The organism is Paenibacillus senegalimassiliensis, assembly GCF_001486585.1.
GTDB lineage: Bacteria > Bacillota > Bacilli > Paenibacillales > Paenibacillaceae > Fontibacillus > Fontibacillus senegalimassiliensis.
The window spans coordinates 62350-81983 of record NZ_LN909042.1 but is presented as its reverse complement, the minus strand read 5'-3'; the positions used below and the strand labels follow the sequence as shown (position 1 = coordinate 81983).

General features: G+C 51.9%; 16 protein-coding genes. 5 read left to right on the top strand and 11 right to left on the bottom strand.

Annotated features, from left to right (window positions below; translation table 11 throughout):
- Positions 1-15: 15 nt before the first annotated feature.
- The gene (locus BN3279_RS02695; RefSeq protein WP_059049117.1) at positions 16-1884 is read left to right on the top strand and encodes a family 20 glycosylhydrolase; all 1869 of its coding nucleotides are present in this window, start codon (positions 16-18) and stop codon (positions 1882-1884) included.
- A 60-nt stretch (positions 1885-1944) separates the two neighbouring features.
- On the opposite strand, the gene BN3279_RS02690 is transcribed toward BN3279_RS02695, so the two are convergent.
- The 7 genes from BN3279_RS02690 to BN3279_RS02660 form a co-directional block, all read right to left on the bottom strand.
- A complete protein-coding gene (locus BN3279_RS02690; RefSeq protein ID WP_082672906.1) occupies positions 1945-2907 on the bottom strand; it encodes a GNAT family N-acetyltransferase in 963 nt (320 codons plus the stop codon).
- Complete coding sequence (locus BN3279_RS02685) at positions 2876-4090, bottom strand: M20 metallopeptidase family protein (protein WP_059049115.1); 1215 nt, start codon at positions 4088-4090, stop codon at positions 2876-2878. Before BN3279_RS02685 ends, BN3279_RS02690 begins: the two co-directional genes overlap by 32 nt.
- A complete protein-coding gene (gene sdaAA, locus BN3279_RS02680; RefSeq protein ID WP_059049114.1) occupies positions 4087-4974 on the bottom strand; it encodes an L-serine ammonia-lyase, iron-sulfur-dependent, subunit alpha in 888 nt (295 codons plus the stop codon). Before sdaAA ends, BN3279_RS02685 begins: the two co-directional genes overlap by 4 nt.
- Positions 4971-5654: an L-serine ammonia-lyase, iron-sulfur-dependent subunit beta gene (sdaAB, locus tag BN3279_RS02675; RefSeq protein ID WP_059049113.1), complete on the bottom strand. Its 684-nt coding sequence runs from the start codon at positions 5652-5654 to the stop codon at positions 4971-4973. The genes sdaAA and sdaAB overlap by 4 nt, the downstream gene beginning before the upstream one ends.
- Positions 5655-5659: 5 nt before the next feature.
- A complete protein-coding gene (locus tag BN3279_RS02670) occupies positions 5660-6742 on the bottom strand; it encodes a dihydrodipicolinate synthase family protein (protein ID WP_059049112.1) in 1083 nt (360 codons plus the stop codon).
- A gap of 1 nt (position 6743) precedes the next feature.
- Complete coding sequence (locus BN3279_RS02665) at positions 6744-7760, bottom strand: NAD-dependent epimerase/dehydratase family protein (protein WP_059049111.1); 1017 nt, start codon at positions 7758-7760, stop codon at positions 6744-6746.
- A gap of 96 nt (positions 7761-7856) precedes the next feature.
- Positions 7857-9173 (bottom strand): GGDEF domain-containing protein, encoded by a 1317-nt coding sequence (locus tag BN3279_RS02660; protein ID WP_059049110.1) that lies wholly within the window; start codon positions 9171-9173, stop codon positions 7857-7859.
- Between the two features lie 195 nt (positions 9174-9368).
- On the opposite strand from BN3279_RS02660, the gene BN3279_RS02655 reads away from it, so the two are divergent.
- Complete coding sequence (locus BN3279_RS02655; RefSeq protein ID WP_187377724.1) at positions 9369-10520, top strand: DUF4261 domain-containing protein; 1152 nt, start codon at positions 9369-9371, stop codon at positions 10518-10520.
- Positions 10521-10604: 84 nt separating this feature from the next.
- On the opposite strand, the gene BN3279_RS02650 is transcribed toward BN3279_RS02655, so the two are convergent.
- Positions 10605-11489 carry a LysR family transcriptional regulator gene (locus BN3279_RS02650; RefSeq protein WP_059049108.1) on the bottom strand — a complete coding sequence of 295 codons (885 nt, stop codon included), beginning with the start codon at positions 11487-11489 and terminating at the stop codon, positions 10605-10607.
- Between the two features lie 178 nt (positions 11490-11667).
- Between BN3279_RS02650 and BN3279_RS02645 the strand changes: the two genes are divergently transcribed.
- A complete protein-coding gene (locus tag BN3279_RS02645; protein WP_059049107.1) occupies positions 11668-12534 on the top strand; it encodes an alpha/beta fold hydrolase in 867 nt (288 codons plus the stop codon).
- A 68-nt stretch (positions 12535-12602) separates the two neighbouring features.
- On the opposite strand, the gene BN3279_RS02640 is transcribed toward BN3279_RS02645, so the two are convergent.
- Entirely contained in the window at positions 12603-13394 is a 792-nt protein-coding gene (locus tag BN3279_RS02640; protein ID WP_059049106.1) for a nucleotidyltransferase domain-containing protein, read from the bottom strand.
- Between the two features lie 186 nt (positions 13395-13580).
- Here BN3279_RS02640 and BN3279_RS02635 point away from each other — a divergent pair, with 186 nt between their 5' ends.
- Both BN3279_RS02635 and BN3279_RS02630 read left to right on the top strand, forming a co-directional pair.
- Positions 13581-14897, top strand: coding sequence for a helix-turn-helix transcriptional regulator (locus tag BN3279_RS02635; protein ID WP_059049105.1), 1317 nt, complete (start codon positions 13581-13583; stop codon positions 14895-14897).
- Positions 14884-15714 (top strand): WYL domain-containing protein, encoded by an 831-nt coding sequence (locus BN3279_RS02630; protein ID WP_059049104.1) that lies wholly within the window; start codon positions 14884-14886, stop codon positions 15712-15714. Before BN3279_RS02635 ends, BN3279_RS02630 begins: the two co-directional genes overlap by 14 nt.
- 61 nt (positions 15715-15775) lie before the next feature.
- On the opposite strand, the gene BN3279_RS02625 is transcribed toward BN3279_RS02630, so the two are convergent.
- Together BN3279_RS02625 and BN3279_RS02620 are read right to left on the bottom strand one after the other, a co-directional pair.
- A complete protein-coding gene (locus BN3279_RS02625) occupies positions 15776-18361 on the bottom strand; it encodes a metallophosphoesterase (protein WP_059049103.1) in 2586 nt (861 codons plus the stop codon).
- Positions 18362-18364: 3 nt separating this feature from the next.
- On the bottom strand, positions 18365-19630 hold the full coding sequence (locus tag BN3279_RS02620) for a class I SAM-dependent methyltransferase (RefSeq protein ID WP_059049102.1): 1266 nt from the start codon (positions 19628-19630) through the stop codon (positions 18365-18367).
- Positions 19631-19634: the final 4 nt, after the last annotated feature.

Below are 19634 nucleotides of genomic sequence, written 5' to 3'. Positions count from 1 at the left end.
GAAGGAGGAATTGACGTGAACCCTACGCTTCCGCTTGTACAATATTGGATGAACTATGAGGAGGAACCATTCGCACCGGACGATGGCTGTCCTTTCATATTGGTATGCCCTTCCCCGGACCCACGGCTGATAAAGGCGGGGCGGCTCCTGTTCCCTAATCAGGAATGGAGCCAGGAGTTAACTCTCACCACGTTATGGCCGGACCAGACGGAGGCCTCGCCCTATGCCTATATGTTGCTGTGGGGGCCTGATCATTCTCTAAGCGAGGAGTTGCAATTCTTCCTTCAGGAGACTCCATTTTCCGCACAACAACTGCCTGCCGAAGGCTATCGGTTGTCGATGCGGAAGTCCTCGGTATTCCTTGGTGCCCATGATGCCGCGGGGCTCTTCTATGGCTTGCATACCCTGCGACAGTTGCTGGATTCTGGTCGGCCACTCTCCGCTATCGAAATTGCGGATTGGCCCGATGTTCCACTCCGTTGTATGAACTATGATCTGCGGCAGACGTTCTCCAAGCCTGAGCTGTTGATCGACTATATTCCCACACTGGCCTCCTTCAAGGCAAATGCTCTGCTGGTGGAGTATGAAGATAAATTCCCGTTCTCCCGCCATCCCGACTTCCGTCACCCGAGCCATGCCCTCTCCGACCATCATCTGGAGCAGTTGCTGGAGACCGCAGAGCAACACTTCGTCGAAGTGATTCCGCTTCAGCAAACATTTGGTCATTTGGAGTATATTTTAGGCCGAAAAGAGTACCAACACCTGCGGGAATCGGCAACGTCTACAGGTGAACTGTGCCCTAGTCTCGCGCAATCCTTCACTCTTGTCTCGGAGTTGCTTGCAGAAGTGGCCGAACGCCATCCCAGGTCGCGTTATCTTCACCTAGGCTGTGATGAAGTCTACAGTTTATGCGAGTGTCCCAGATGCCGCGAGCAATATAGCGGCTCCCGAAACCTGGCTTTCCTGGACTTTGTGAACAAACTGATTGATTATACTTGCCATCTAGGCAAACAGCCGATCATCTGGCAGGATGTCCTGGCGGCCTGCTCTGACGAGGAGCTTGATCTGCTTGACCCGCGTGTCTGTGTCATGATTTGGCATTACAATGGCAAGAACATTGAAGCGTTGGTTTCTCCGCTCGCAGCCAAGCTGCAAGCCAGGGGAATCACGGTGATGGGCGCTCCATCCGTGCGTTGCTTCGACCGTAAAGATGACCAAAACTACCCGCTGGTGGAACAGCGAATGGCTAATATTAATCAATGGAGCGAAGTGGCGACGCAGCAGCAGCTATCCGGTCTGGTCGGCACGAACTGGACGGCCGTCTTCAGCCTGGGCGTACCCTACGGCCCCTTTGAAACGTCGTGGTACACCATGGCTTACTTCGCGGACGCCTGCTGGCACGCGAAGCGCTCTGAGGAAGATCGATTCATCGACCGGTTTCTGCTGAATTTTCACGGTATAGAGATCGATATGGCTAAACGCCTCTTGGGCAATTATGACGATGAGGATTATTACACCTCCATGCCAAAGCTATTGGAGGCTGTGATTAAGAACCGCAGCACGGCAGAGCTCATTGCGGCGATGCTTGAGTTTGAGACCGCTGCCGACCGCTCCAGAACCATTCATAAATATGTCTACCGCTGGCAGTTATCTCCTCAGAGCGAGGCGGAATGGCGGTCGTTGATGAACAATTACCGAATCACCCAGGCCGGGTTGCGCCGCTCCAGAGTGGCCATGGAAGAAGCGCTTCGCGTCTTCCAGCCTGATGATATGGTGGACCACTATGTCCTGTCCCGATTTTATCTGCATGATTATTTGCAGGAGACGTTGTACCAGGAAATCGGGCTTGCTAAGCCTGATCCCGCTGAAGAAGAGGAGCTTTAGCGGAGTGGTGAACAAGTTGCCAGATAGCCAGTATGGAGCCCCATTGTTCACCACTCCTGCCTAAAGCGGCTTATCATACTTGGCATAGCTTTTCCAAACGGTATAGCCCAGCTTGCCATAAAAATCCACAAACGGGGTCGTGTCAATAACGATGTGACGGACCCCACGTGTTCTCAAGAAGTGAATCGCCCCCTGCACAATCGACAGTCCGTATCGATGTCCGCGGTATGCCTCATCGATGCCCAAGGGGCCCACTCCACCAAGCTCGCCTTCAAGTAAAGGCGACCAGTACACATTTTGTGCAAGTAATGGAGCGTGTATCGTGTTCATTCTACAGAAGCCGATCAGCTTCCCCTGATGTTCCAAAAGGACATACTCTTGCCCTGTTCCTCCCCGCTCCCAATAGTCGCGATGCTGAAGATCCCACGTCCCCGGAAAGCATCTGGCCATGAATTCTGTCAGGGCATCCCGGTCAGCCGGGACAGCCACTCGCATAAATGCTTCGCCTAACGGAGGCAGATCTGTTGCTTCATCCTCCGCATAGGTTTTGATTAAATCAAAGGCCTCTTCCCGATAAAAGTAACCCCTACGCTCAAACCACTGCTTCACCGGTTCAAGCTCACTTGGAATTCCCGGGAACATCCTTAAGTGCAGATCGTTGCCCAGTGCGATCCGGCTGGCCCCGGCTCTCCGCAATGCCTCTTCCGCCTTACGGAGCAGAAGCCCCCCTGTGCCTTGATATCTCTGCGCAGACGCAACCAGCAGGGCCGAAATCCAACCCTGCCCTTGGCTAAGCCCGAAGCGTCCATCTTCAGGATGGGCAAGCTTGACCGCAACAAACCCTGTGATGCTCCCTCCCACCGTATCCCGAGCAACCCATGAGCCTTCCTTAAGAAGCCGGGGGTCCAGCGTCCAATTTTGCTGAAGGAGTCGAAGCTGCATAGGGAATGTCCTCCCCAGTTCCCTATTCCATAAGGCCACTATTTCTTCCTCATGGCTCTTCACAAATGGTTCTAAGATCATCGTCTGCCCCTCCCGAAGATGGTTGTAATCTGCTTAGTGCGATACCCGCCAATAGAGCCATACCAACGGGAATACACGCTTCGTTTAATTCGTACTGAGGATGATGCAAGCCGAAGGCTTGATCCGCAGCCTTCTCTGGACCCGATCCCAACCAGAAGAAGCAACCCGGCACTTGCGCCAAATATACCGAGAAATCCTCCCCCGCCAGCAAAGGCTCGGCTATGCGGTGATAAGAGGAACCGAGGGTTGCCTCAATCACGGCTTCGACGGCTTGCACCTGACGCTCATGGTTGACCAGCACCGGAACCTGATGAATGTACTTCAAGCTTGCTTCACAGCGATGGGCTGCGGCAATACCTCGCACGATGCGTTCGAGGGCAGCGGACAGCCCCTGCTGTACACCCGCATTGAAGGTACGAACAGTGCCGGCAAGCTGAACATACTGCGGAATTACATTATTCGCGTCCCCGGCATGGACAGAACCTATCGTAACTACCACGGGGGAGAACGGCGAGATCTCCCGGCTGACGATACTTTGCAGTGATTGAATAAGCGCAGCCGCACACACAATCGGATCGATACCTTGATCCGGAATCGCCCCGTGAGCCCCTTTGCCTTCAAGGATAATTTCAATCCGGTCCACAGAGCCCATCATCGGGCCGCTTCTTGTAGCTGCATAGTCTGCGGGTAAGGTGGGCAGGTTGTGCAAACCGTAAATCTCTGCAACGCCTTCAAGCACCTTCTCGGCAATCATCGATTTGGCTCCGGTATTCACTTCTTCGGCTGGCTGGAACAAGCAGCGCACCGTTCCCGCAAATCGCTCCCCCGCCAATAGTTCAATAACTCCCAGCAGTATCGCCGTGTGGGCGTCGTGGCCACAAGCATGCATTAGGCCGGGATTCTCCGAGGCAAAAGCCAAATTCGTCTGCTCTTGAATCGGGAGCGCGTCCATATCAGCGCGTAATGCAATAGTCGGCCCTGGCTGTCCCCCAGAGATTTCCACCACGATTCCGTATCCGCCGACATCTGAGCGATAAGAAATTCTCATATGGTCGAGCTGCTCCCTAATTTTTCGCGCCGTTTCCTCTTCCTCCAAACTCCGTTCGGGATAACGGTGAAGCTCCCGGCGGAACCAGATCCACTTGTCTGCACGCTCATGGGCAAGATCAAGCAGCCTGCTCATGTCGATGGCCCCTTACGATCCAATTCCTTCATAATTTTACGGCCCGTCGGCGTCTGAGCCAAGCCTCCCTTGGCTGTTTCCCGGTGCCCTTCGGGCATATGGCTTCCAACTTCCAGCATGACGCCAATCACCTCGTCAGAAGGAATGACGCTGGTCACCCCAGCAAGCGCCATATCCGCGGCTGCCAGGGCCGTCACCGCCCCAAAGCCGTTACGCACAATGCAGGGGATTTCAACAAGTCCCGCCACTGGATCACAGATTAGGCCCAGACAATTCTTAAGCGCCAGCCCCACAGCATGAATGGCTTGATCCGGCGTACCGCCCCGCATCTCGGTTAATGCTCCCGCTGCCATGCCGATGGCCGAGCCCACCTCGGCCTGACAACCACCCTCTGCGCCGGAGATGAACGAATTGTTGGCAATCACATACCCGATGGCTCCGGCAGCAAATAAGCCATGTACAAGCACCTCATCATCCCAGCCAAATCGTTCTTGCATGCTGACGAACACCCCGGGGATAATGCCACAGGAGCCTGCCGTCGGAGTAGCAATAATCCGACCCATCGATGCGTTCACTTCAGAGACGGCCAATGCGTAGCTCAACGCGCGGGCAGCCACGACTCCCAATGAGGGAACTTCATGATCGGCATACGCCTTCATTCGGCTCGCATCCCCCCCCGTAAGTCCGCTGCGCGATCTCGGGTTGTCCGTAAGACCTTTCTGAACGGCTTCCTTCATCACCCCATAATAACCTGCCATCTGCTCAAAGATGATCTCGCTGCTCTGCTCCGCTTCCCTTGCTTGCTCCAGGATCATCAACTGCCCGATGGACATCGACTCTTCTTCGCATAATCTCCCAAGCTCCAGCAAACTGGAAAATCTCATGCTCCCCCGTCCTCTCCTATAAGATCGATCACACGTATCTTACTTACGCTCTCCATTCGGCCAATCTTGCCCAGCACCACCCGACCAGGAGACTGATCGCACTCTATTACCGTCAGGGCCTGACCATGCCTGGACTCCCGAACAACCTGCATCAGTCCGATATTCACCCCTGCCCTTCGTAGTACACCAGACACTTCCGCAACCATACCCTGCCGATCCGTATGGAAAATGAGCAGCGTAGGCTGCATCGCCGTAAACTTCACAGAGAAACCATCCACCTTCAAGATTTCAATATTTCCCCCGCCGATGGAACACCCCTGGATGGAGATGGCATGCGCTTGATTCCGAAGCAACAAATCGACTGTATTAGGATGAGGTACCGGCTTCTTCTCGGTGTGCAGTTGTATATTAAATCCCGCTTGCTCCGCATGATGGAAGGCATCAGGAATAGCTTCATCGTCCGTGGCAAAGTCAAGCATCCCGCCAACCAGCGCAACGTCCGTGCCATGTCCCCGGTAGGTCTCGGCAAAAGAACCGTACAATCGGATGCTTGCTTCCAGGGGCATACCACCCAGCGCTTGCCGAGCCACCCGGCCGATACGCACAGCGCCCGCTGTATGTGAACTCGATGGGCCAATCATGCTTGGACCAATAATGGAGAAGACGTCCTTAAATCTCATGACAATTATGAAAGGGAGCGCCACTGCTGTAAGCCCGCAGCAACAAACGCATCGTCATTGAGCTGAGGATACTGCGAATAGACCCGGTCAATCTCTGCATTTTGGCCAGGGGAGAGTTGCTCCTCCGGATTCAGGCACCAGTTCCCCTTCATAAGTCCTTGCCTTACAAGGACCTCATGTATGCCCGGAATGCAGCCTGCAAAGGCATGAGCAGGGTCAAAGAAGGCGGCATTCGTATCGGTAACTTGCGCCGCACGTGTCAACCATTCTCGGCCCAGGGTATCTCGGCCCCGAAGTTGTTTGATTTCTTCCAGCAATTCCACCGCCTTACGCGTCCACACAGCCCAATGGCCAAGCAATCCTCCAACGATGGCTTTCTCTACAGGAACACCATCAACAACGAAGCGGAATGTAGTTAACAAATCGACCACAATGTTATCGTCGTTGCCCGTATAGAGGGCGATTTCGTCCCGGCGAGAGGAACTGCATACTGCTCTGGCAACGTCCAGCGTTTGGTATCGATTGAACGGCGCCATCTTAATCGCCACTACATTGGGAATCTCGGCAAACTGCAACCAGAACTCATAGGTGAACCGGCGCCCTCCAACGGAAGGCTGGAGGTAAAAGCCGATAACCGGCATACGCGCCGCCACCTGGCGGGTACGTTCCAGCAAATCGGCTTCAGGCCAATCCGTCAGCCCGCCCATGCTCAGTAGGGCCGCATCATAGCCAAGGGCAGCAGCCACACCGACCTCATGCAGAGCCTGCTCGGTTGGACCGCAAATTCCGGCTACCTTCAGGAAGGGACGCGTCAGCTTTGCACGCTCCACTTCTTCCGCGGCCATTCTTAACACTGCTTCAAACAAATCGTGCTCAGGGTCACGAATTTCGAATTGGGTCGAATGAACGCCCACCGCAATGCCGCCAGCTCCACTGGCGATGTAATATCGGGTTAATGCCCGCTGGCTGACTTCATCCAGCCTACGATGCTCATCTAGCGCAAGCGGATGGGCCGGTATAGCCAGGCCGTCATGGAGCGCGGCACTTAGTTGCGGAGAGAGGGTTCTCGCTTTGTCCGTATTAGGCATGTTAGAAATTCCCCTTTCGTTCCTGAAAATGGGTCGGCTTGTTCCAGGTTGCCCCGCCCTGCTTCACCCATTCCGCCGTCCAATCCACCATCTGTAATAGCGACACCCGCGGATAACCAAATAATTGATGAGACTTGGAGGCATTGTTCAACAGTGCCGTTTCCGATTCGGCCCCGGTCAGCCTCGCTTCCTTGCCCAGTCGCTTGGCGAACTCGTTCGCTGCCCAGCGAATGGACAATGTCTCGGGCCCCGTAATATTAACAATGTTCGGAGGACTGTCGCATTGCGTCAGACAGCGAAGGGCCATGGCATTTGCGTCGCCTTGCCAGATCACATTGGCGAAGCCCATCGTTAAATCAATCTCGCGTTCTTCGTTGACCGCCCTAGCTAACTCCAGCAGTACGCCATAGCGCATGTCGATTGCGTAATTCAATCGGTACATTGCCATCGGCGTACCATTCTTATGGGAATGGTATTCGAAGATTCGCTCCCGGCCCAGAGTAGATTGGGCATACTCACCAATCGGCTGCGGCGTCACCTGCTCATCTGCCCCACCTCCGGACACAGGCAGGAACGGATAAATATTACCGGATGAGAACACTACGATGCGTGAGCCCTTGAATTTATCCGCCACTCTTCCCGGCAAATACGTATTCATGGCCCAAGTAAAATGCTCCCGGCCTTTCGTTCCGAACTTGTTACCCGCCATATAGATGACATTCTCAGCATGGGGCAGCGCGCGCAGGGCCTCATCATCCAGCAGTTCGCAGGAAATGGTCTCGACACCGGCCTCCTCCAACTCCTGCCTTGCCTCGGCATTAGAGAATCGCGATACACCGATGACCCGTTTGTTCAGTCCTCCTTCGCGGATGGCATTCACCGCAAGCTTAGCCAGGCTTGGCCCCATCTTCCCCCCTACTCCCAGCAGTATAAGATCACCGGATACTCGGCCCAGGTCATTAACCAGTTCTTGTGTGGGTTCGGCCAGTTTGGCCTCCAATTGTTCTACCGTTATCATTCACGCAGCTCCCCTCTCGGTATGTTCCTCTTCAGCATACGGCTACCAAATATATAAAGACAGGAGATTAAATTGTCTTTATATAGAGGCAGGCTGCTATATTGACCTGCCCATAAGGAACTTGAACCGATAGATTTGCAGCGGGCGGCCCCGCGGCACCTTCTCGTACCCGGCAATTTCCACTAAGCCTCCATCCATCCATTGCACCAGCAAACGATGGGTGCTGCGCACGGTGATTCCCAAAAGAGCAGCCAGCTCATGAACCTTGTAATCGTATTTGTGGAATCGGGCCATATGATGAAGCAACTTGCTGAGATAGGCACTTGTCATGCCTGCCTCCTGGGCCTGTCTGATGAGTTCAGGGTCGGTGGGAGCCAGAATTGCCTGCACCGGGTCTGCCATTTCCAGCGGGCCAATCAGCGTTGAATCTTCCCGAATGATAAAGCAAGCATTGCCACCAGCCTCCTTCGCCTTACGCAAGGCACTTCTTGCATTTGTCCCGGCGTCATTAGCCGACATCCCGAAGCCGATTCCCACACTTAAGGAAATGCCGTAGGACTGATAGGCTTCCTTGGCCAGCGGGACCGTCTTGTATCCACCCGTCTCACGCTCGAAAATCCCCCGGGTGGTGAAGAACAAATACTCATCTCCACCGAGTGCTGTCAAATAGCCATCGAGTTGCTCTACATAGTGCAGAAGCATCCGATGGATATCCAGCTTCAACTTCTGTACTTCATGCTCACTGCTCCGCTTCATGGCCAGCTTGCCGAAGTCATCTACGTTAATCATACCGACTACGATCTGCGATTCCTTGCCACGACGGGATTCCGTGGAGAGAAGTGCCCGCTCCAACGTCACGATGATATCCTGATCAGAAGCGGCGATGATCTCGTTCTCAATGGAACATTGTCCTAACTGCTCCGCCACCTGCTCTACGCCTGTGAATGCCAGCGCACACATGCCCGATTCCGCCAGCTTCCGATGGTATGCTACAAGCTGCTTGGCAGACGCATACGCCGGACCGTCATAGACAAACACCTTCGTCTGTTCCAGCCCCAGATCTGACAACGTCCGGGTAACCATTGCCTTCGTTAACGAATCGATCGAAATTCCCCGATCCAGCTTGCCCGCACGGAATACCTTGAATAGCGACTTATACAAACCAGCCCCATTAAGAGGCACATAAAACACGGGGCTGCTTAGCATTGCTGCGAGCTTGACGGCACGATGAGGCAAGGCTCCTGACAACAGGAGGGCTTCAGTCTCCCTGCTCAGTTCCTCCGCTGCCGTTACGGCCTCGGCTTCATTGCCGGCCACACGCGTCATGGGCAAGAAAGTAGGAAAAGACTTGATGACCCGAAGCACCTGCTGCACAAACTCTTCCGTACCGATAACTCCGACTTTAATTTGCATCTCTGATCTCCTTTATTTTCGGGGATGAGGTCACGCTGCTTTCCATGGTTTAATTTTCATCATAATTCTAGTTCGAGGATCATTCAATGATGATTTAATAGCCCCCACGTCCGATAGTCTTCTAGTCGCCGGAACTGATATAATAAGTTAACTTATTGCACTCCTGTAGGGAGTCACTGTAAAGGAGAAGATTTGATGACGGTGCAGCAGCAGGCAGCTATGGAGTCCATGGTGGAGTGGTTGGCCCATGAGAATGAGCTAGGACGCAAGCCTCATAAAATCGAGGTGGCAGGACAATTCAAGCGACATGACATGCAATATTACATATTCAAGTACAAGAAGAACATGCTGGGAGGCTGGCTGTTGGCCGTATGTGGCGGTTACGAGAAGCCTGAGGATACGGAACATTGCGGTCACATCTTCAGCGAAATGCAGCCCTATGACCCGAATACTGCAGAGGCTGAGGCCATCAAGATGGTCGAGATGGTTCGTGAGTATTGGATGCAGCAAGCTGCCGCTTACGAGGCCGCCCAAGGTACTACGGACGGAGAAGCCGAATCAGAGACAGAGGGGGATAATCGCTCCGGCGGTGTCTTTAATGGCTTTGTCCTCCTGAATTCCTCAGCATTTGATGTTGAGCAATTAAAGGCCCATTTGCAAAACGACTGGAATATCACCGTATCGGAGACAGAGAAGGAAGAAGCTCAGACAGAAGCCGACTCCGACGGTCCTCCTCCCCTGGTCTTTGAGGCTGAGGGCTGCATGATGGCGGTCAGCTTCATCAATGCTCCTGTGCCGGATGATGAGGCCGTACGCAACGCAGCGACCAACTATCTCTGGCCGCAAGCCGTCCAAGTCACCGAGACGCATGTTGCGCAGCTCATCGTTGCCGTATTCAATCGGGAGCTGTCCCAACTGGACACTGCCGCCGTCTATACCAAGCTGGTCTCCAGTTGTCTCAAGCTGCCAAATGCGATCGGGGTCTATTCCTCCGGCACCGTGTTCCAGCCTGAATTCTTCCAGGAAGTGACGGAGAACATGAAGCAACATGATCAATTCCCGTTACTGAATGTGATCTATTTCGGCTTATTGCGCACCGAGAACGGTATCAGCGGGTATACGATTGGACTTCAAAACTTCGGCAAAGACGAAATTGAGGTGCTGGACAGCCCCTTCGAACCGGCGGAACTGCGTGACTTTCTGGCCGATATTGCCTGGTACATTATTAGCGCAGATGTTACGTTGCATGACGGCGAGACTATCGGGTTCTCGGAGGATCAGAAACTGGCGATTACCCGATCAGCAGGGGTTAACCTTGCGCATGATACACTGAAAATCCAGCTATAGACTTACATTAACCACTAACAGGCAGTTACCGATGTTTCAATCGGCGACTGCCTGTCTTTACTTTATTAGACGGATAGTTATGGATTAGAAAAAATTCAAAAGTTCTTCCTGGAAGCTTCTGGCCGTATAGCTTAGCTCACGGTTTCTATGAACAATCAGCCCATGAACAAAGCTCATTTCCGCGTCAAACGGCAGCCGCTTGAGCACTCCCGCCCCGAGCTCCTTAGTGATGGCTATTTCAGGCACCAGAGCGTAACCTCTTCCACAAATGACCATCTGCTTAATCATTTCAAGACTAGGCAATTCGAGTGCATCCCTAACCGTAATCCCTGCCTCCTTCAACACATCTATCGCCGTTGTATGGTACAAGCAGGTCATCCCGTTGCTGATGAAGAGTTCATCATTCAGAAGCTGAACGCCCTCGCGCTCTACTTTCCCAGCCAAGTCCCCTGAGGTAACAAAAACAATCGTCTCCTCCTTCATCGGATAGAAAAGCAGGTCATGCCGTTCCGGATTTGCTGGAACAATCCCGAAATCCAGGGCATAATCCAGAGCGCCATTTACAATATCCTGATGTGCTCCTTGTTCAATATGCAATTTCACATTAGGAAATTCCCTTGTATATTCTTGGACGAACGGGAGCAAGCTGGTTAGAAAAAAGGACTCCTGGACACGAAGATTCACCGTCCCGGAGGGCTGCTCCAGCTTAGCCATACTCTCTCCCAAGGATTGAGCCAAATGAGCATACTGATAGGCATATTTGGCAAATACTTGGCCTGCTTCCGTAGGCTCCACCCCTCGCGGGTACCGGTGAAACAATTTCTGTCCGCTGATCTTCTCCAACTGCTGAATATGGGTGGTGACGGTGGATTGAACATAACCCAAACGCTCCGCAGCGCGGCTGAAGCTCTTCTCTTCCAGCAGGGCAATAAAGGCCTGGAAGTAGCGCCCCTCTAGCAAATGGATCATATGAGTCACATGGATCCCCCTCTCCTTGGTGTATTTCATTTTAGAATAGTAAGCATTTAAATCATTCGTTAGTAAAATAGCTGCCTCCAGTATACAATAGGGCTACAGCAAAGCCAACTGGAGCAAGTACAGCGTATTCACGAAATATCACACTCACTTGGGAATAGGAGAGATCATGATGAACATTTCATATCAACGTCAGAAGGTTGGGGATGTCGAGGTTTTCTATCGTGAAGCGGGGCCGAAGGATGGTCAAGTCATGTTATTGTTGCATGGGTTTCCAACCTCAAGTCATATGTTCCGCGATCTGATCCCCGAATTGGCCAGCCACTACCGGGTCATTGCCCCGGATCTGCCCGGGTTCGGTCATACAACAACTCCGTCACGGAGTCAGTTTGAATTCACCTTCAACAGCCTGTTTGAGGTGATTGAAGAATTTACGGAAGCTCTATCTCTTGAACAATATATTCTTTATGTATTTGATTACGGCGCACCTGTCGGCTATCGCCTGGCCATGGCCCACCCGGAACGGGTTCTAGCCATCATCAGCCAGAATGGCAACGCCTATCTGGACGGGTTCAGTGATAATTGGGGAGATTGGGAGACCTACTGGCATTCCCCCACGCCGGAACACCGTGAGGCCTGCCGCAGTTCCTTAAGTCCCGACACGATTCGCGAATTTCAGTACCTTCACGGCACGGATGCCTGCCTGGTGTCGCCAGATGGCTATTCACTTGATATTGCCTACATGGCCCGCCCCGAGGCTGAGGAAATCCAACTGGATTTGATTCTGGATTATAAATCAAATGTAGAGCTTTATCCCGAATTTCAAGCCTATTTCCGCCAATATCAGCCTTCTTTATTAGCTGTCTGGGGCAAAAACGATCCTGCCTTTCTCCCCGCCGGCGCAGCGGCCTATAAGCGTGATATCCCATCGGCGGAAATCCATCTGCTGGACACGGGGCATTTCGCTCTTGAAACCCATGCTCTGGAAATCAGTGAATTGATTCTCGATTTTTTAAAAAGGAAATTTAAAGCTAGCTAAAAATCCACATAAGGCCTCTCCTCATCTGATGAAGGAGGGGCCTTATGCGTTGTTCGACCAACTTCGCTTTATTGCCATTGGCTCCAGGCTTCTTGAAGCGTCGTCCGAAACAGCTCATCAAGCTGATCTGGCGGAATAGGCGCCGTAGTCTTCATGGCGGACGTGTGCTGCTCGTAATAGGCGATATTCGCCTTCAGGAATTGATCAATCGCTGGAATTTGCGGCTCATAGTCGAGCTCCTCCCCCGCCTTCTTCCGCACCAGCAAGCGTTGAATTTCGCCCATCAACTCGCTATCTCGTGGAACCAGTTCGTCAACAAGTCCGTCGAATTCTACCGGCGGCATCGTCTCATATTTCTCAATCCATTGACAAGCCAGCAGCGGTCTTAGCACGTAAAAATATTTCTTGATCTTGACTTGCTCCCCTTGCAGGTATCCGCGATAATTCCCGGACGCCATGTGCATATAATGATAAACGCATGACTTGGGCGAGAACGTCCAGGGAGAGATGTCCCGCATCCGCTTGGCCCATGCTTGCTCTTCTTTGTAAATGATCGGTGAATGCAGCCATTCCAGCAGGGGTGGGTTGGACTTGCGGAACAGGTTCAACGCCTTCTTCACATCCCAGCCATGAATATCCAGCATATCGCTGATTGGGCGTTCTATGACATCCCGCTTCTCCAGAATGGATAAATACCAGGCCTGCGGCCGGACATAAATGAATCTCACATCGTAGTCACTGTCCTGGGACGGGAATCCCCATGCCCGACTGCCCGATTCGCAGGCATACAGGATTTTGACATTTTCGGTTTGTTCGATGCGGTTCAGCTCTGTTCTGATTTGCTCCTTCATGTTTGACATGAGAAAGCCCCCTTCCTTGGTGGGCGACTTGTTCACCACACTTCTTAATATCGATTATCGCTGATCACGGATCAGGCGAACATGGTGGAAGTATGACGAATGGCCTAAAAATGCCCGCATTGGGCGCTCTATTCGCTTCTCCTGTTATAATGGGATTAAGACCGCATATCAATTCGAGGGGACATTATGGCTAAGGAAAGCTTTGACAAAGAAATTCAATTTCTGCGAATGCTTGTCTTAACGAGCGGCGCGTTCAACCGCAAACAATTCGCCGAGCGGCTGGGCATTTCTGTACATACCTTTGATAAAACCACGCGCAAGCTGAAGGAAGCCGCCACTTCCCTTCATGCTTCAGCGTCCGAGGAACCAAGCAAGGAATTCGCTGATCTCTTGCACTATAGCTATCATGACTCCACCGATCCTTTATTGTTATTCTTGTTCCGCACCAAATCGGTGAAGGAATCCGAAAGTGAACGCATTTCACTACTGCTGAGCGCGATGAATGAACAAGCGCTGACTGCCATGGAACTGCTGGATTTATGCTGTGACAGCTTACCGTCTGATCTTGCTCTGCCTGACGAGAAGACTATTCGCTCTGATCTCAAATATCTGGAGGCGGTGGGTGTCGTCAAAAAGGAGCCAGGGCCACGCCCCTACAAGTATCGCATTCAGGACGACTTGGTGCGCTGCTTGTCAGACGAGGAATTAATCGATCTGTACGACTTCATCGATATTATGGCCAATACGCAGGTGCCCTCGGTTCAGGGATATCTGCTGCGCGATGGGCTGAAGAAGCACCTGCTAGAAAACCCGCAAATCGCAGGTGCGGTAGAACCCGAGGCCTTCCTGTACAAGTATCACTATTATTCACGGATTCTGGATGAAGCGCATTTGTTCACCCTGCTCCAGGCGATTCGCGACCACCGCAAGGTGCGCTTCGAGTATTTCTCGCCCAAGTCGGACCGCAGCTACAATTCGCAAAATACCAACCCTTTATTTGAACGGAATACGACCTCTAAGCGAGAGATTACCCTCCCACTGAAGCTGGTATACGATCATCAATACGGCAGATGGTATCTGCTCTCCCATGGACGGCAGGGCATACGCAAATACCGCATGGAGGGTATCACTCAACTGGAGGAAGGCGAGACCGTTGAGGGAGTTTGGCATGAGCAGAAGAAAACAGAGCTAACCGATAAGCTAAAATACAGTTGGCTAATTGATACGGGCAAGCCGATTATGGTCCGCGCCCGCTTTTACAACCCAGGGGGCTCTGAGCCTAATTTCATCAAGGAACGGGTGCTGCTGCAAGGGCAATGGGGACAGATCGTCGATGAAGATGATACTTCGTTTATCTACGAGATTATGGTCAACGGCACGATTGAAATCAAGCCCTGGCTGCGCAGCTTCGGCTCTAGTTGTGAGATTCTGGAGCCCCGCCGTTTCCGCCAGGAGATGATTGCCGAGTGGAAGGAGATTCAGAGCTATTATGAATCTATTTGAGAAGCTGTTCAGCCACCAGATTATTTCGCGTCTGGAGCATAGTGGAACGATGATGATTACCAGCCATGAACGGGCCTGGCTGAAGACGATGCTGGAGCATCCTGCGGCTAAGAATGCCTTCACCCCTGAGACCCTCATGAAGCTGCAAGAAATTTTGGAGCCTGAACAGGCTATGGACATCTCGCTTCACCTCATTCAGAAGGCAGGAAGCGTGGAGCGCCAGGTGGTTCATCCGCTTCTGCGTCCTTTACGGCGGCTCATCATGAACAAATCGGGGATTCGTCTAAGCTATACGGTGAAGAACGGGGAGGCCCGAACAGACCACCATGGCATTCCGTACAAGCTGGAGTATTCCATGGTAAAGCGAGAATGGTATTTGCTATGGTACCGCTCCCGCAATCGTGCCCTGATGAGTACCCGACTGGCCAAGATTCACGAATTGACAGAGGAAGCCGTTCCCCCCGCAGCCGTAGAAGCTATGAGGAAGAGAATGGGGACCCTTCTGGATTCACGAAAAAACCAGGTGCTCATCGAAGTGGTCCAGCTCTATAACGAGGAGCTATCTCGCATCCTGTATGCCTTCTCCAGCTTTGAGAAGCAGGTGGAATACGATGCCGAGCAGGATATCTATCGCATCCGTGTTGTCGTGTTCGGCGATGAAGCCGAATACTTGTTGTCCAAAATCCGCTTCCTTGGCAAACGTGTCCGAGTGATTGAAGGGGATTACTTGAAGAAGCGCATGCTAGAAGCTGCAACAAAGGCTCTGGCGCGGTATCAAGCTACCGAGACGGAGAGCCATGAGGAAATTTCCTCATAGGAAAGAGACTGTCCCTTAGCCATAATTTATGACTTTTTGGGACAGTCCCCCTTTTCCCCCTTTACAGTCGAGGGTCGATTTCCCGCTCCTGGGCAACCTCGAATAACAGGCTGGCGGCAATCTGCTTATAAGCCTCATGTTCAGGCGTGATTGCGCTATGCGGTACGGCAAGCATCTGCTTCCCCCATTGCGCTTCGTTCAGCGAGGTGCGGAGCTTTTTGCTTATATTTTTTTGCTTCAGCAGCTTGCGGTATTTATGCTCGAACTTATAGTCATAACCGTAAACAATCGACAGGTAATCCGAGTTCCGCACCTTCATGTAAGGCACCACCTTACCATTCCACCGTTCCGGCTTAATGACGATCCCTTCCATCTGATTCTCCAGGGTTAACTGCGAGAAATATTGCTCCGCACTCTCCAGCGCCCCCGGCTCGGACAGGTCTAGCGACCGCGCTTCATCTTCGGAAAGGAAACCGTACATCTGCGCTGTACCCCAATCAGGGAGTTCTTCCCGTGCATCAGCATAGACAAGCTTCAGCAGAGCAAATGGCTTATATTCCATATCCGCCTCTTCTCCATAAAGTTCAAGCTGTCTTTGATAGGTTTGGTAAGCCTGGACATGCTCGGACAACGGCACAAAGCTCTTGCGCAGATCATGCAAAGGCTTGTAGTTCTGATACAGGGTGGCCCCATACTTCTCGCTTAATGCCGACTTGTTCATATGATACTGGTCCTGCTCGAACCCACTGGCATCATACGCCGAGACCAGCTTATTCAGCGATTCCTCGAACCCGTTCTCCTGCAAGAAGGCAAGTTCCGTCGCCAAGGCCTGCTCAATCGGCTTAAATTGCTTGTCGATCAGTCCAGCTCCAAGCGCCTGCCACGGCAGAAGTTCTCCATCCAGAATCATCATTTCAATCTGGTTAGCTTCCATGTAGCCACCAAACTTGTGCAGCAGCTTCTCGTAAATTTCGGTCAAGTCCACTCGCTTGATCTTGTAGCCGTTACGGCTGACCGCATAACATTCCTCTACATTGGCATGCAGGTAGACATTACATCTGGAGCCCATATACTTGGGCTGCAAAACGACCTGCTGAATCCCCCGCTCTTGAAAATACTCCAGCCCAGCCTTGAGCGATTCCAACTCCTGAGTCTGTTCGTTCTTATCAGACGGGGACATCGTACCGGATATAAAATTAATCTTGTTCGCGGAGCAATAACGGAGTCTTCGCAGATCGTCCTCCTCCAAATCACGAACAGATACCTTGCGTTCTCGCTGAAATAAGGTAGGTAGAGACTCTTCGAATACACTCTGCCGTGATTTATGCGACTTCAGGAACGGCTTGAACGAGATGCTGACCGAAGTTAACTGATTGCCATGCACAGCACCCGTATCGATATGAATCTTGTTACCTATTTTAAAGGCTTGCTTGGCCGCGATATGACCAAATATATGATAAGGATGATTTTTGACGGACTCCTGACTAAGGAAAGCAAGCTGACCTTCGACCTGCTCTTCTCTGTCCAGTCTGAAATGCCGCTGATGCCGCCGGGAATGGGGATCAAGCTTACCGATATACTTGTTCCGGCACGGGGCATGAGTCACATAGAAGGACGATCCACTGCCCCCGACATATCGGAAGAAGGGCTGGGAAAGCTCGACCAGTTGCGTGAACTTCAAGAGTAACTCCGAATCATTTGCCAGTGCCTGCGTAGAATCAAAATACGTATGGACCAATTCCTGATCAATCCCTTGAAGCTCGCCCTTCATGTATTTGGAGACAAAGTTCTCGTGGTTCCCCAGTACAAAGTAGAAATGCTCTTGATGGTCGTAAAGAAATTCAATGATCTCCTTCGTTCGCTTCCCCTTATCTATCCAGTCCCCCACCAGGACCAGCTTGGTCTGCTCCAGCTTCTCCGGGACCACCAGCTTGCCCCCGGCAAATTGATAACCGTAATCCATCAGCAGCCCCTTCAAATCGTCCACACACTCATGCACGTCACCGATCATGATATAATGCTGATCCTGTGGAAAATGGGTGGCCAGATAAGCATCCCGATCCTCGATGAGAATGTTGTATTCCGGATTTGCCGTGCCCTGTTCGGGCAAGTAGAAGTCCTTCGCACGTACCTTGTGAACTTGGCCGTAGCCCTCCCGGGACAGGGAGCCCAGCACTTCCTTTTTCAGACGGTTAATATGGTTCGTAATCAGCTTCTTGGAGCGCTCGGAGGCGTAATAATCCTCCCGCTTACGGTAATCAAAGACAATTGCCTCCAGGTTATAATTGTTCTCGAAGGCAACCTCCTTTACTTTAGCCCGGAAATCCTCGGACAATCCGGTTGTATCGACGATGACAAACTCCGCATTCACCGGGAAAGAGGTGACCATCTTCAGCCTTGTGAATAACAGGTGAAATGCCTGCTCACTGGCCTCCAGCATGACTTGCTCGTATTTATCGTAATCATGCCCCAGCACCTCTTGACGGATCTGATCCGAGGACAGGTATTGAATATTGGCTTTGACCTTTCTGCCTTGGTCCTCAAATCGCAGCCCTGGCATCAGCACTTCTTGGGCAAACGTTGTTTTGCCACATTCCGTAGGCCCAATCAGCATAAATATGGTGTGCACCCGTGTTTGAAGTTCCACGATTCATTTCCCCCTTTTCTGTAAAATAACGCCTTGCGTCGTTTGAGTCCCATTGACCCCATCACCCATCGCTACAAATTCGGCGTCCAAGCCGGAGCCTGCTATCACATGCTGAACCCACTCCTGAAATGCAGTGCTTCCCATTTCCCACTTGTGGTCGTCGTGACGGAAATCCTCCAGCTCGTAATACCGGTTGAAGTCCGCATTAGGCGTCGTAATGATAAATTGCTCGAAGTCCACCTGACTGCTGATTTGGCGAATGAGCCCCGCCGCTTCCTCCTGACTCATATGCTCAATAACTTCAGTAAGAATGATGTCGACCCGTTCCCCGTTATAATCCTTCAGGAACCAGTCAATGGAAGCGAATGTGACAATGTTGTCGACCTCTCGGGTCTTGGCCTTACTATTGACCTTCTCCAGCGCTTCTTCATTAATGTCCACGGCGTAATAGCTGCCTTCGATCTTCTTCGCATACGGTAGGGCATAAAATCCCTCGCCACACCCTACATCCAATATCGACTTGTCAAAGGAAAGTCTGCCCGCAATATAGTTCCTCCGTTGCAGCGCCGTTCCTCCATACGCAAACTGGATGTCGTAGCGATCCGTCTTCTCCACGATGGTCTTGTATTTATTGAACCGATCCCGGGAAGAGAGGAAGTTGCGGACAAACAAATGCCGGATATAAAAAGGCGCGTCCATCACATGCAGGCTCTTGATGTATTTATCCAGTACACTTTCCGAGATATCAATAAATTCATTGCCGAACATCGACAGGAACAGGCACAAGACGCTGACCACATGAAGCAACTGATACAGGCTCGTTCTTGTCGTCACCTTAAGCGAATAGCTCTTATGCGCCAGAGGGGTCATTTCAAATGTAAAATCCGGCAGATGCTTCGCGAAAAATTCAATGTACCGCGGCAGCTCAATATGGATCATATTGACGAAGAAGGTATGCTCATAGCCCTCCACATCCTGCTGATGCGCTGCCTTCAGTGGAGAAGCGAAGAACTCATTGATTACGTTCAGCGGAAATAACGGCGTGTTATACCGGGATACGTTCAAATACTCGAAGCTCTCCTGCTCATGCTCCTTATATGAAATTTCATTATCGGCATCCTTGAAGTAGACGTTAAAGGTCTGTTCATCCGTGTACCAGCCGTAGGCCATGCCCTTGCGGATGGAACGAAGCATCATGCCCGAGCCTGGATTCTTGCGGATCAGGAAGGAAAACTGCGGATGATTGGATTTCACTTGCACAATAGCCATTTCT